Source organism: Halorubellus litoreus, assembly GCF_055378595.1.
This window is the reverse complement of record NZ_AP043835.1, coordinates 234,930-248,577: the sequence shown is the minus strand read 5'-3', so window position 1 is coordinate 248,577 and position 13,648 is coordinate 234,930. Positions and strand designations below refer to the sequence as shown.

At 66.9% G+C, this 13,648-nt stretch carries 10 protein-coding genes; all 10 read left to right on the top strand.

What is annotated here, in order from left to right; all coding sequences use genetic code 11:
* The first annotated feature begins 101 nt into the window (after positions 1-101).
* Positions 102-2,264 (top strand): ABC transporter ATP-binding protein, encoded by a 2,163-nt coding sequence (locus ACZ48X_RS03765; RefSeq protein WP_336351726.1) that lies wholly within the window; start codon positions 102-104, stop codon positions 2,262-2,264.
* A gap of 222 nt (positions 2,265-2,486) precedes the next feature.
* Positions 2,487-4,724, top strand: coding sequence for an acetate--CoA ligase family protein (locus ACZ48X_RS03760; protein ID WP_336351727.1), 2,238 nt, complete (start codon positions 2,487-2,489; stop codon positions 4,722-4,724).
* Positions 4,725-4,926: 202 nt separating this feature from the next.
* A complete protein-coding gene (locus tag ACZ48X_RS03755) occupies positions 4,927-5,613 on the top strand; it encodes a helix-turn-helix domain-containing protein (RefSeq protein WP_336351728.1) in 687 nt (228 codons plus the stop codon).
* Positions 5,614-5,821: 208 nt separating this feature from the next.
* Complete coding sequence (locus tag ACZ48X_RS03750; RefSeq protein WP_336351729.1) at positions 5,822-7,738, top strand: ABC transporter substrate-binding protein; 1,917 nt, start codon at positions 5,822-5,824, stop codon at positions 7,736-7,738.
* A 3-nt stretch (positions 7,739-7,741) separates the two neighbouring features.
* Entirely contained in the window at positions 7,742-8,728 is a 987-nt protein-coding gene (locus ACZ48X_RS03745; protein ID WP_379762809.1) for an ABC transporter permease, read from the top strand.
* Positions 8,728-9,648, top strand: coding sequence for an ABC transporter permease (locus ACZ48X_RS03740; protein WP_336351731.1), 921 nt, complete (start codon positions 8,728-8,730; stop codon positions 9,646-9,648). The genes ACZ48X_RS03745 and ACZ48X_RS03740 overlap by 1 nt, the downstream gene beginning before the upstream one ends.
* Positions 9,645-11,738, top strand: a complete 2,094-nt coding sequence (locus tag ACZ48X_RS03735) for an ABC transporter ATP-binding protein (RefSeq protein ID WP_336351732.1) — start codon at positions 9,645-9,647, stop codon at positions 11,736-11,738. Before ACZ48X_RS03740 ends, ACZ48X_RS03735 begins: the two co-directional genes overlap by 4 nt.
* Before the next feature lie 3 nt (positions 11,739-11,741).
* A complete protein-coding gene (locus ACZ48X_RS03730) occupies positions 11,742-12,047 on the top strand; it encodes a hypothetical protein (RefSeq protein ID WP_336351733.1) in 306 nt (101 codons plus the stop codon).
* 42 nt (positions 12,048-12,089) lie between these two features.
* The gene (locus tag ACZ48X_RS03725; protein ID WP_336351734.1) at positions 12,090-12,542 is read left to right on the top strand and encodes a universal stress protein; all 453 of its coding nucleotides are present in this window, start codon (positions 12,090-12,092) and stop codon (positions 12,540-12,542) included.
* A 151-nt stretch (positions 12,543-12,693) separates the two neighbouring features.
* A complete protein-coding gene (locus tag ACZ48X_RS03720; RefSeq protein WP_336351735.1) occupies positions 12,694-13,614 on the top strand; it encodes an AEC family transporter in 921 nt (306 codons plus the stop codon).
* Positions 13,615-13,648: the final 34 nt, after the last annotated feature.

Below are 13,648 nucleotides of genomic sequence, written 5' to 3'. Positions count from 1 at the left end.
GGCTGGTGGAACGTCGAGTGCGCCATCCCGTGCTTACTTGACCCCTCAGGCTGAGACCGTACTATAGCTATCGTGACCGTCTTCATCGAGGGTGACCGGCGATGACGCTTCTCGACGTCGACGACCTGACGGTCAGGTACGATACGGAGGATGGGCCGCTCCACAGCGTCAACGGCGTCTCGTTCACGATCGACGACGGCGTCAACTACGCGTTGTCGGGCGAATCGGCGTCCGGGAAGTCGACGATCGCGAAGGCGATACTCGGGCTGTTACCGGAGCACGCCGTCGTCGAGTCGGGAGACATCGCGTTCGAGGGCCGCGATATACGGGCGATGACGCCGGGGGAGCGACAGGACCTCCGCTGGGAGGAGATCGCGTTCATCCCGCAGACGGCGATCGACGCGCTCGACCCGACGCTGACCGTCGGCGGCCAGATCCGGCAAGCAGTCCAGACGCATCGGACGGTCTCCGAGGAGAGTGCACGGCGGCGAGCCCGCGAGCTGTTCGAGACCGTCGGGTTGAACCCGGAGCGCACCGAGGACTACCCGCATCAGTTCTCGGACGGGATGCGACAGCGGGTCGTCATCGCGATGGCGCTCGCGCTCGACCCGAAGCTCATCATCGCGGACGAGCCGACGACGGGCCTCGACGTGGTCGTGCAGGACGAGATCATCGACAACATCCTGAAGATACAGGAGGAGACGGACAGTTCGCTGTTGTTGATCACGCACGACCTCAGCGTCATCGCCGAGACGTGCGAGGAGATGTCGGTGCTGTACGGGGGAACGGTCATGGAGCAGGGCCGTATCCAGAACCTCTTGCTGAACCCGTCGAACCCGTACACGATGGGGCTCAGGAACGCGTATCCGTCCCTCGGCGGTGATAGCGAGGGGGCGTTGGTCTCGGTGCCCGGTGAGCCGCCGAGTCTGGAGTCGAAGCCGACTGGGTGCGTGTTCGAGTCGCGGTGTCCGTTCGCGACGGACGCGTGCTCGGAGTCGGTGCCGGATTTGGACGAGCTTCCGTACCGGAACCATCGGGTCGCGTGCCATCACGTCGAGCAGTCGAAGCGGATGCGGTCCGAGGCGGCGGACCCGGCGACGTGGGGTGGTGTCGCTTCGGGAACGCCCACACCCGATGGGGAGGTCCTGTTGGAGGTGGAAGGGTTACGGAAGTGGTACGAGCGCGACGACTCGCTCCTGGAGCGACTGCCGCTCGACGGGCTGACGCCGTCGGTCACCGGACTGACGGGGAACATCCGGGATTGGTACGACCGGCGTGGCGAGGTGCTCAGGGGGATGTTCGGGAACGAGGAGTCGCACGTCCGCGCGGTCGACGACGTCTCGTTACGCGTCTCTCGCGGGGAGATCCTCGGCGTCGTCGGCGAGTCGGGGTGTGGGAAGTCGACGCTCGCGGAGACGCTCGCACTCCTCGAGGAACCCTCCGTGGAGCGGTTCGAGTTCGACGGGCGCTCGCACGAGTACTACCGGGAGCACCTCCAGGAGTTCCGGCGGAAGCTCCAGATCATCTTCCAGAACCCCTACGAGTCACTGAATCCGCGACAGACGGTCGACCAGCTGGTCGGTGAACCGCTGTCGATCCACGACTATCGGTTGGACGAACGCGAGACGGTGGTCGCGGAGACCCTAGAGAAGGTCGGGTTGGCGCCCGCCGAGCGGTATCTGGACATGTACCCGAACGAGCTGTCGGGCGGCGAGCGCCAGCGCGTCGCCATCGCGCAGGCGCTCGTGCTCGACCCCGAACTACTCATCTGCGACGAGCCCGCGTCGATGCTGGACGTCTCGCTGCAAGCGGAGGTCCTGAACCTGCTCCGTGGACTCGTCAATACGGAGGACATCGGCGTGCTGTACATCTCGCACGAGCTCGCGAGCCTCTCCCAGATCGCGGACCGGATGGCGATCATGTATCTCGGGACGTTCGTCGAGCGCGGCCGGACCGACCGGATCGTCTCCGACCCCCAGCATCCCTACACGGAGGCGTTGCTCGGGGCGGTCCCGGAGACCGACCCGAGCGGGGACCGCGAGCGGATATCGCTCGACGGGAAGCCCGCGTTGCCGTCGCGGGCGACGGCTGGGTGTCGGTTCGCGCCGCGGTGTCCGAAGGCCGCCGACGACTGCTGGGGGGAGCCGCCCGAGCTCACCGAGTGGACGGGCGAATCGCACGTCGCTGCGTGTTTCCACCCGAGTCGCGACGCAGGTGACGGGGCGGGTGATGGCGGGGCGGTCGACGCTCGTGGCGACGACTGACGGCGGAGCGGTCGACGTTCGCGGCGACGACTGACGGCGGGGCGGTCGAGACTGTGGGCGGGTGGGACCGACCGACGCGACTCGTGGCGTCTTGGATGCCACGGACGGCCTGCTTGCAGCGCGGTTTCGCCGTCGTCTCATCCGCCCCCATTTGAATGTCGAAGTGTATCGCTGGGGTTCGGGGGCAGGTTGACGCGGGTACTGTGGGACACTTCGCGTATCATGACGCCGACCGCTGCCGAGCGCAGAGCGACACGAGGCGCGCCGCCGGAACTGGACCCGCTGTTCGACCCCGACTCGGTCGCGGTCGTCGGCGCGAGTCCGGATTCGTTCTACGCCGGGAACCTCGTCGACAACCTCCTCGACTACGGGTTCGACGGCGCCCTGTATCCCGTCAATCCGAACCGAGAGGAGGCGTGGGGGCGCAGCTGTTACGACAGCATCGAGGCGGTCCCGGAGACCGTCGACCTCGCGGTCGTGAGCGTCCCCCGCGAGTACGTCGTCGAGGTCGTTCGCGCCGCCGGCGACCGCGGGGTTCCCGTCGCGCTCGTCATCACCGCCGGGTTCAGCGAGGCCGACGACGCCGGCGCGGCACTCGAACGAGACCTCGCAGAGACGGCAGACGAGACGGGCATCAGGGTCGTCGGGCCGAACTGCATCGGCGTGATGGCGGCTCGCGGGGCGACGCTCACGTCGACGTGTTCGCGAGAACCGGAACCGGGCGGCATCGGGCTCGTCAGTCAGTCGGGCGCTCTCGCGTTCACGACGTTCTTCGAGCGAGCGGCCGACCGGGACCTGCACTTCAGTCACGTCGTCTCGACGGGGAACGAGACCGACCTCGCGCTCACGGACTACGTCGCGTATCTCGCAGCGCAGGATGACGTGGACGTCGTCTGTGCGTACGTCGAGGGGGTCGACGACCCGGACCGGTTCATGCGGGTGGCGGAGGAGGCGGTACGGAACGGCACGCCCGTCCTGACGGTGAAGATCGGGCAGTCCGAGCTCGCGGAGGCGGCGACGCTCTCGCACACGGGGTCGCTCACTGGCGACGACGACGCCTGGCGGGCCGCGTTCGACCAGGCGGGCGTCCAGCGCGTCCCCGACATCCCGGACCTCCTCGCGAGCGCCAGCGCGCACACCGCGTACGACGTCCCGGACGGCGACCGGGTCTGTATCGCGTCCACCAGCGGCGGGCTCGCGAGCTTGCTCGCCGACATGGCAGCCGAGCGCGACCTCGCACTCCCCGACATCGACGGCGCCACCGAGCAGTCCCTGCTGGACCTCGACGAACTCCTGACGTACGGCGAACTCAGGAATCCCGCGGACATCCGGGGATACGGTGCGGACGCCCTCCCCGAGATCGCCGACGTCCTCCTCGGCGACGACGAGTTCGACGCGTACGTGTTCGCGATCGGGCTCTCCGGGGTCGACGACCGCGCAGCGAGTATCGCTGCGGACCTGGAAGCCATCGTCGAGACGGCCGATAAGCCGGTGTACGTCCTCTGGACGGGCCGGAAAGCACCCGAACGTACTGGGGAGACGCCGCCGGTCGCTCGCCTGCGCGAGTCGGTGCCCGTCTACGAGGACCCGGGGCGGTGTCTGGACGCCGTCGCGTCCACGTGCGACTACGCCGCTGACCGCGACCGACTCCTCGACCAGGCACCACGCGCCCAGCAACCAGCTACGGCCGAGTCAGGGACGACCGAGCCAGGGACGGCCAAATCAGGGACGGCCGAGGCAGGGACGACCAAGCCGGCCGCACCGGGCGGTCGACTCGCCGATGCCAGCGAGCTGGCGTTGCCGCGAGGACGCGTGCTGACGTGGCGGGAGGCCGAAAGTCTCCTGGACGCGTTCGACGTGCCGATGGTCGAGACGCGGGTGGTGACGGCTGCCGACGAGGCGGCCGCGGCCGTGGACTCGATGGCGGGAGCGGCAGTGCTCAAGGTGGATTCGTCGGCGCTCCCGCACCGCACCGACGCCGGAGCGGTCCGGTTGGGCGTCGAGTCCGCCGCGGAGGCACGCGCGGCGTACGAGGACGTCGTCTCGGCAGCACGCGAGCACGTCGCGGCAGGCGAGGTGGCGGGCGTGCTGGTGCAGCCGATGGTCGAGGACGGCGTCGAGGCGATGGTCGGCGTCGCGCCGGGGGACGTGTTCGACTCGCTCGTCACGGTCGGTCCGGGCGGCGTGCTCGTCGAGGCGCTGGACGAGAGCGCGACGCTCGTCCCGCCGTTCTCGCGGACGGAAGCGCGTCGCGCCGTGGAGCGTACGGTGCTCGTGGACCTGCTCAAGGACCGACGAGACGGTGCGCCACTTCGCGTCGAGGGCGTCGTCGACCTCCTCGTGAACGTCGGGCGACTGGCGGACGCGGTCGACGACGTCGCGGAACTCGACCTCAATCCCGTCGTCGTCACCGAGGACGGCCCCGTTGCCGTCGACGCACTCGTTCGCACGGATGACTGACCCGAGTGAGCGACCGGTGTCGATGACGGCCGGGGCGTCGACGAGGGTGACCCGACCGGGCTCGCAGTGCGTGGTGGGTATCGGAGGCGAATCTTCGACGAGGGAGTACGCTTTAATACGGTACTCGCTTAGGCGGCGTGTACTCTGGACCTGGTGATTCACTATTCTACGCATCGAATTCCAAACGAACCCGTCCGGCGTCGTGAACGACCTGAAGACGGAGTTCCCCGAGGTTCGGCGAATCGAGTTCGAGAACGCGTTCTACGCGGACGATGGGGACTGGATCGAATCGCTCCTCATCACGGCGAGCCGGGACTTCGACCCCGAAGCGGCAGTGACGTCGCTGTCCCGTGCGACGCTGTTCCATCACGAGCAGGTGTCTCCCGATACGGCCGAGCAGCCGACGTATCGGTTGACGATCGTCGCGCACGAGCCGTACCCGTTCATCCTCGGAGTGATCCTCCGCCAGCAGGCGATGCCGAATCGGCTGAAGCTGCACGGCGACTACTTCGATGGGGTCGTCACGGTGGACGTGTGGGAGGACTTCCGGGCGCTCGCGGACCGGATCCAGGAGCGGTTCGGGCGGTTCGAGCTGTTGAGTGTGAATCAGGTGGAGACGACGGGCGAGCCGCTCGGGAGCGGCCAGCTCGGGCGAGTGTTGGTGAACGAGCTCTCGCAGCAGCAGATGGACGTGTTGCGGACGGCGCACTCGATGGGGTACTTCGAGACGCCGCGGCGGGCGTCGGCCGACGACATCGCGGCCGAGTTGGACATCGCGCAGTCGACGTTGAGCGAGCGGTTGCGGCGCGCCGAGAAGCAGCTCTTCGATCTCGTGTTCTCCGAGGCAGAGGACGGCGACGTGCTGGCGGCCGATTCTGAGGAGTCGTGAGTTCGGGGGTTCGGGGCCGGTATCCACCCCCGCCATAGACCACCCCAGTGATTTATGAATATACGCTGATAGCACGGGTTCTGGATTAGTTCCCGAAGGAATCGAGGGCCAGACCCCCGGTTTACAGGAACCCCCATATAAACAATGATGATGATTGGGGGGTATCGGGAGTACCTTCACACCAGTAAGCGGGAAACGCCGGGGTGTAATGACGCAGGAGAAACCGTTCGACATCGAGAAAGGTACGACCTCTCGCCGCCGGTTCATCCGCATCGCGAGCGTCGCAGGGCTCGCGGGACTGGCCGGCTGTCAGGGCAACGGAGACAACGACGACAGCGGAAGCAGCGGCGACGGCCGCAGCATCCAGACCAAGTTCTGGGAGGAATGGCCCGTCGAGACCAAGGGCAAGTCCGTCAACGACGACGCCGTCCAGTTCGAGTACGACGCGGTCGAAGGCCAGTCCGTGTCCGCCCTCGACATGCACTTCGCGCAGTCCGAGACGCCGTGGATGCGCGAACACGCACTCATGATCAAGGACGCGTTCAAGTCCGTCGGCGTCCCCACGAACCTCGTCAACGTCCAGCCGAGCACCCGATACGGCGAGTACTGGCGCGCGGACATCGGTCACCCCGCGCCCATCGTCATGAACCTCCACGGGCCCGACCCGCAGCGCGGCCTCGACCCGAACCCGTTCCTGATGCGCGCACACCCCGAGACCGGCGGGAACTACTACAACTACAAGAACGACGAGATCACGGAACTCCTCGACGAGCAGGCCGCGACGATCGGCGACGTCGAGGCGCGCGCCGACATCTGCAAGGAGATCCAGAAGAAACTCAGCCAGGACGCGTACGTCATCTCCTCGAACTTCCCGGACGTCATCACGGTCGCGAACACCGCCGACTGGGAAGGCTACGTGCCGACGCCCGGGAACGGGACGACCCGCGACTCGTTCATCTGGACGCAGGTCAACCTCCAGCCGAAGGACGACTCGACCACGTGGGTCAAGGGCGTCCTCAGCGGGATGCAGGGCACGAACCTCCCCTGGTCGACCGGCGGGATGGAGGAGAAACGCCTCCTGAACGTCTACGACGGCCTCTACGACGCCTCGCCCGAACTGGAGATCGTTCCCGGGCTCGCGACCGGGCACGAGGTCGTTGACGACACCACCGTCGAGATGGACCTCCGCGAGGGCGTCACCTGGCACGACGGCGAGTCCTTCGGTCCGGACGACGTGAAGTTCAGCGTCGAAGCGTACAAGCAGCACACGGCCCCCCAGCAGGGCCCGTTCTACCGGACCATCGACAGCGTCGAGGTCGTCGAGGAGAGCGGCGGCGGCCGCGTCCGGTTCAACCTCACCGAACCCGACGCGTCCTTCCTCACGCAGCGCGCGGTCCGGAGCGTCATCATCCCCAAGCACCGCTGGAAGGACATCGACGCACCCGGCGAGCACAACCCGGACAACCCGATCGGGACCGGGCCGTTCAAGTTCGTCAACTGGGAGCAAGGCACCGAACTCCGCCTCGAGAAGCACGCGGACCACTGGCTGTGGAACGAGGACATCCGCGAGGAGATCCTCGGGGACTACTTCGTCCCCGGTGACGGCATCGAGACGATGGTCGAATCGAACGTCGGGAACGTCTCGACGCTCATCGGCGCGATGCAGTCCGGCGACATCGACGCCATCGGCACGACCGTCTCCAACCAGCAAGCCGACCGCGCCGCCAAGAGCGACGGCGTCGAGAAACAGACCTCGGAGAACTACGTCCCGACGGACGTTCACCTCAACCACATCGTCCCGCTGTTCCGCGACAAGACGTTCCGCGTCGCGCTCAGTCACACGGTCGACAAGGAAGGCTTCGTCGAGAACGTCCTCGGTGGCCGCGGCACGGCCGTCGAAGGCCAGCGCCTCATCACGAGCCTCCTCACGCCGTTCGCCGCCGAGACGGAACCGTACGAGTACGACGTCGAGAAGGCGAAGACGATGCTCAAGCAGGCCGGGTACACGTTCGACGGCGAAGGGATGCTCGTCTGGCCGCAGGGCGACGCCTGGGAGGCATTCGCCGAGCGCGTCGAGCACGGCCACGCAACCCGCTCCGAGCTCGACCAGAACGACTTCTCCTGAATACTGATGAGCTTTCGTCGATTCCTCGTCAAACGAACCGTAATCGCGGCGCTACTGACGCTGGTGTCGGTCAGTATCATCTTCGCGACGCTCCGGCTCCTGCCGAGCGACCCGTTCAGCGGCCTGGTCGCATCGGGGTCGTTGACCCCCGAGCAAGTGACGGAGCTGCGCGCGATGTACGGCCTCGACGAACCGATCTACGTGCAGTACGTGAAGTACGTCAGGAACCTGTTCACGCTCCAGTTCGGCGTGTCGCTCACCCAGCAGCGGCCCGTCGGCCAGATCGTCATCCCGGCGCTCGTGAACACGCTCGTGCTCCTGTTACCGGCGCTCATCGTCACGTCGATCGTCAGCTCGATCGCCGGGATGTACGCCGGCTGGAACCGCGGGTCCTGGTTCGAGCAGTGGTCGATCGTGGTCACCACGTTCTTCCGTGCAACCCCGATCTTCGTGACGGGGATCTTCCTGCTCATCATCTTCTCGTACGGCCTGAACTGGCTCCCGGCGTTCGGGATGCGGAGTCCGCTCGCGAACCCACAGGGGTACGTGGCGACGTATCTCTCCGTGGACTTCCTGAAACACTACATCCTCCCGTTCACCGCGTCGGTGTTGTTCTTCAGCGGGGACTTCCTGATGCTCGCGCGGAACTCCATCGTCGAACGGAAGGGCTCTGAGTTCCTCAAACTCCATCGCGCCAAGGGGCTCTCCGAGCGGGAACAGCTCGCTCGCGCCGGCCGGAACTCGCTGCTCCCGCTCGTGACGTACTTCGCGCTGCGGACCGGGATGATCTTCCAGGGCGTCATCACGCTCGAGGTCGTCTTCGCGTGGCCCGGTATCGGCCGGGCGCTCGTGCAGGCGATCCTCCAGCAGGACTACCCGACCGTCCAGGCGGCCGTGTTCATCATGGCGGTCGCGGTCATCGTGATGAACCTCACCGCGGACCTCGCGTACGCGAAACTCGACCCGACCATCGAAGCAGGTGACGTCTGATGTCCGAATACTCGCTCGACGTCGATACCGTCAGAGACCGACTGTACAACGAGTTCGAACGCCTCTACGAGATACTCGCGGTTATCTGGGACGACACGGCCGCGAAGATCGGGCTCGTCGTCCTCACGGTGTTCGTGTTCATGGGGCTGTTCGGGCCGTACCTCGCGCCCCACCACCCCATCGAGGACACGCTCCGGCAGGACTACTCGATCATGAAGCTCGCCAGCCCGACCGCGAAGGCACCGATGGGGACGACGTCCTTCGGGAAGGACGTCCTGAGCCAGTTCCTCGCGGGCGCTCGCCCGACCCTCATCATGGGGTTCTTCGGGGGCGTCGGCGTCGGCGTCCTCGGCTTCCTCGTCGGCCTCACGAGCGGCTACTTCGGTGGCCGCGTCGACGAGACCCTGATGCGGTTGACGGACCTCACGTTCGCGCTCCCGCTCCTCCCGATGGCGCTCCTGATCCTGTCGTTCGTGACGCCGAACGTCTGGCTCATCACCGCCATCATGGTCGTCTTCCTCTGGAAGATGCCCGCGCGAGTCATCCGCTCGGAAGTGATGACCGTCAAAGAGCGGACGTTCGTGAAGTCCGCTCGTGCGAGAGGCGCCGGGCACTTCCGGACGATGTTCCTGCACGTCGCACCGAACGTCCTCGGCATCGGGTTCCTCTACACCGCGTACGCCGTCGGCTGGTCCATCGTCGTCGGCGCGTCGCTGGCGTTCCTCGGCTTCGGCGACCCGACGACGACGTCCTGGGGGCGGATGCTCCAGCAGGTGTTCCGGTCGGGCGCCATCCGCGTCGCCTGGTGGTGGGTCATCCCGCCAGCGTTCGGTATCGCTGCCGTGACAACCTCGGTCTTCCTCGTCGGGCGCGCCCTCGAGGAGATCGTCAACCCCGAACTCAAGACCGAGACCGAATGAGTCTACTCGAAGTCAACGACGTCAAGATCACGTACCAGACGCCCGATAGCGAAGTGCACGCGGTGAACGACGTCTCGTTCTCCATCGAGGAGGGAGACAACTACGGGCTCGTCGGCGAGTCCGGGTCGGGGAAGTCGACCATCGCGAAGTCGGTGCTCGGGCTCCTCGACGACAACGGCGCCGTCCGGTCCGGGAGTGTCACGTTCAAGGGACGCGAACTCTCCGGCCTCTCAGAGGAGGAGTGGCGGGACGTGCGCTGGGAGGAGATCGCGTACATCCCCCAGAGCGCGATGGATTCGCTCGACCCCGTGATGAGCGTCGGCGCGCAGATACGGCAGTCGATCCGCAAGCACCGGGACGTCTCGAAGGCCGAGGCGGACGACCGCGTCGACGAGGTGTTCGAGATCGTCGGCCTGGACCCGGCGCGGACCGGCGAGTACCCCCACGAGTTCTCCGGGGGGATGCGGCAGCGCGTCACCATCGCGATGGCGCTCGCGCTCGACCCGGACCTCATCATCGCGGACGAGCCGACGACGGGCCTGGACGTCATCGTCCAGGACAAGATCGTTCACAAGCTCCTGGAGATCCAGGAGGAGATCGATAGTTCGCTCCTGTTGATCACGCACGAGGTCGGCGTCGTCGCGGAGACCTGCGACAAGGTCTCCGTGCTGTACGGCGGGAAGGTCATGGAGCAAGGGGACACCGACGACGTGTTCGGTAACCCACAGAACCCCTACTCGATGGGGTTGAAGAACGCGTTCCCGGAGGTGGACGAGTTCGACCAGCAGGCCATCTCCATCCCGGGGTCGCTCCCGGAGCTCACGGAGCCGCCGACGGGGTGCGTGTTCCGGAACCGGTGTCCGTTCGCGACGGAGGCCTGCGAGAGCGAGCATCCGGACCTCGTCGAGAGCGCCGACCAGGTGTCCGCCTGTCACCACGTCGAGGACGCCTCAGAGATGCAGACGGACGCGACCGACCCCCTGACGTGGGGGATCGACGCGCCGTCGGACGCCGGGTCGCGCGACCACGGCGACGTCATCGTCGAGACCGATGGCTTGGAGAAGTGGTTCGAGCAGTCCCAACCCATCATCGACGACCTCCTCGGGGGCGAACCGGACTACGTCAAGGCCGTCAACGGCGTCGACCTCGACGTGCACGAGGGCGAGATCGTCGGTGTCGCCGGCGAGTCCGGGTGCGGGAAGTCGACGCTCGGCGAAGTGATTTCGGCGCTGCAGTCCCAGTCCGGTGGGGAGATACTCATCGACGACGAACCCGTCGAGGACCTGCTCGAGGAGAGCACCCAGCAGTTCCGCTCGCAGGTCCAGTTCATCTTCCAGGACCCGTTCGACTCGCTGAATCCGCGTCAGCGCGTCCGGGCGGCGGTCGCCGAACCGCTGAAGATACAGGGGTGTCCCGCGGACGAGATCGACCGTCGCGTCCGCCAGACGCTCGCGGACGTCGGCCTGAACCCGCCGGAGAAGTACCTCGACGTCCACCCCGACCAGCTCTCGGGCGGCGAGCGCCAGCGCGTCGCCATCGCGCAGGCGCTCGTGCTCGAACCCGAACTGCTCATCTGCGACGAGCCCGCGTCGATGCTGGACGTCTCGCTGAAGGCGAACATCCTCAACATCCTTCGCGACATGGCCGACCGGCGCGACATCGGAATCGTCTACATCTCGCACGACCTGGCGAGCCTCTCCCAGATCACCGACCGGCTCGCGGTGATGTATCTCGGGGAAGTGGTCGAACTCGGCCCCACCGCCGAGGTCGTGGAGAACCCCAAGCATCCGTATGCCGCGTCGCTCCTCTCGGCGTCCCCGAAGACGGACCCGGGAATCGACCGGCAGCGGGTGCTGCTCCCCGGCGAACCGCCGAACCCGATCGAGCTCCCGGGCGGGTGTAACTTCGCGCCACGGTGCCCGAAAGCCTCCGAGGAGTGCCACGACGAGGACCCCGCGCGCTCGGCGTTCGAGGACGGCGCGCACGAGGCGGCGTGTCACTTCCCGGTCGAGGACATCGAGAGCGAACTCCTCTCGCAGTACGCGCGGGAACGCGACCGCGTCGAGGGCGAATCCATCGAGGAGGTCTGAGCGATGCTGGACGTCCCGGCCTGTGACGTGGCGCTCGACGCGCCTCGCCTGACCGCCACGGTCGATGGCGTTGCGCTCCCCGATAGCGCGAGCGCCATCGGCGGGGTCGTCCTCGCCGGCATCCTCATCGGGTCGGCGGCGTTGTTCTCCCCGTCGACGTTCGCGACGTTGTCGCTGCCCGCGCATCGAGTCGAGCAACACGCCAACGACGAGGTGCCGGACGCGCAGACGCCCCGCATCGCGCGGGTTCGAATCACCGAACAGGGCGACCAACCAACCGGGACCGGGTCGGTAGCGGCACGGACCTGATCACGCCAGGGTCCCACCACGCGATCAGCTACGAGATACCACATGACGATACTCACCGCGGTCGGCGAGGAACTGCACTCGAACAAGGCGCTCACGGTCGGCTACGACCTGGCGAGGAGTTACGACGAACAGCTCGTCGTCCTGCACGTCATCCCCAAAGAGGACTTCAAGAAACACAAGGCCGCGGTCAAGGGAACGCCAGCGCACGACAACTTCGCTATCAGTCAGGAGGAACAGAGTGCCGCCGAGATCGCTCGAACGGCCGTGCACGAGACGCTCGAGGACTACGACCAGGACCACATCGAGACCCGGGGACGCGTCGGCGACCCCGCCGACAAGATACTCGCAGAGGTCGAGTACAGCGACCCGAACTACCTCGTGATCGGCGGTCGCCAGCGGTCACCGGTCGGGAAAGCGCTCTTCGGGAGCACGGCCCAGAAGCTGCTATTGAACGCGTCCTGTCCCGTCGTATCGACGATCGACGACACCGACTGACCCCGACGACTCACGCTCCACTTGGCATGCTTCGCACGACCCTCACCTCGATGGCCGGACGCCGACGCTCCGCGTCGATAGTCACTGCTGTCGAGTCGTCGTCCACGCGTAGTCCCGTCACTTTGAGGGCGTTCCAGCGTCGAACGGACGCATGAGTGTCGCGACGCAACTCGGGTACATGGTCGCCCTGCTCGCGGTGGGCGCCGGGCTGCGGGCGGCCGGCGTCCTGACGGCGACGCGTCGGGACCGATTGACGTCGGTGGCGTTCTACGTCGCGTTGCCCGCACTGGTGTTCACGTCGACGGTCACCCGGTCGCTCTCGGAGGTCATCGTCTGGCAGCTGTTCGTCGGCGTCGTCGTCGTTCTCGTGGCCGTCGCCGGCATCGGGTGGGTGATCCACCGCCAGCACTCGAACCCCGGCCAGCGCGCCGTTGCGGTCGTCCAGTCGTACCACTGCAACATGGGGTTCCTCGGGTTGCCGTTCGTCGCAGCGACGTTCGGCGGCGTCACCGCCGGGAAGGCCAGTATCGTCCTCGGCATCGGTTCGCTCGTGCAGGTGCCCCTCACCGTCCTCTTGCTGACCCGCATCACCAGCGCGGACGCCGACGTCGTCGCAGAGCTCCGGAGTCTCGCCCGCAACCCGGTCCTGATTGCGCTCGCACTCGGACTGGCCGGAGGCGCGGTCGGCGTGGAACTACCCGGCCTGGTCGCGGACGGACTCGGCGTGCTCGGAGCGCTCGCGCTCCCCATCGCACTGCCGGCCGTCGGCGCCGCGATCACGGCCGACGGCGGGCTCGTCGACCCACCGAAGGTCGGCGCTATCGCCGCCGTGAAGCTCCTCCTCATGCCCCTCGTCGCGTTCGGGGTGTTCAGCGCGCTCGCAGCGTCTCCGACGACGCTCCGCGCCGGCGTCCTCATGCTCGCGATGCCCACCGCCGTCTCGACGTACATCTACTCGAGCGAACTCGGCGGCGACGGCGACCTCGCCTCGGCAACGATTCTCACGACGACGGTGGTCGCTGCTGCAACATTGTTCGCCATCGTCCAACTCCTCGGGGTACTGACGCCCTAGCCCTCCCGAGGCGACCGGACCGACGGGTCGGCGT

Excerpts from the sequence above, each read along its gene's own strand:
- ACZ48X_RS03765 (WP_336351726.1), top strand. The coding sequence starts at position 102 with ATGACGCTTCTCGACGTCGACGACCTGACGGTCAGGTACGATACGGAG.
- ACZ48X_RS03760 (WP_336351727.1), top strand. The coding sequence starts at position 2,487 with ATGACGCCGACCGCTGCCGAGCGCAGAGCGACACGAGGCGCGCCGCCG.
- ACZ48X_RS03750 (WP_336351729.1), top strand. The coding sequence starts at position 5,822 with ATGACGCAGGAGAAACCGTTCGACATCGAGAAAGGTACGACCTCTCGC.
- ACZ48X_RS03740 (WP_336351731.1), top strand. The coding sequence starts at position 8,728 with ATGTCCGAATACTCGCTCGACGTCGATACCGTCAGAGACCGACTGTAC.
- ACZ48X_RS03735 (WP_336351732.1), top strand. The coding sequence starts at position 9,645 with ATGAGTCTACTCGAAGTCAACGACGTCAAGATCACGTACCAGACGCCC.
- ACZ48X_RS03730 (WP_336351733.1), top strand. The coding sequence starts at position 11,742 with ATGCTGGACGTCCCGGCCTGTGACGTGGCGCTCGACGCGCCTCGCCTG.
- ACZ48X_RS03725 (WP_336351734.1), top strand. The coding sequence starts at position 12,090 with ATGACGATACTCACCGCGGTCGGCGAGGAACTGCACTCGAACAAGGCG.
- ACZ48X_RS03720 (WP_336351735.1), top strand. The coding sequence starts at position 12,694 with ATGAGTGTCGCGACGCAACTCGGGTACATGGTCGCCCTGCTCGCGGTG.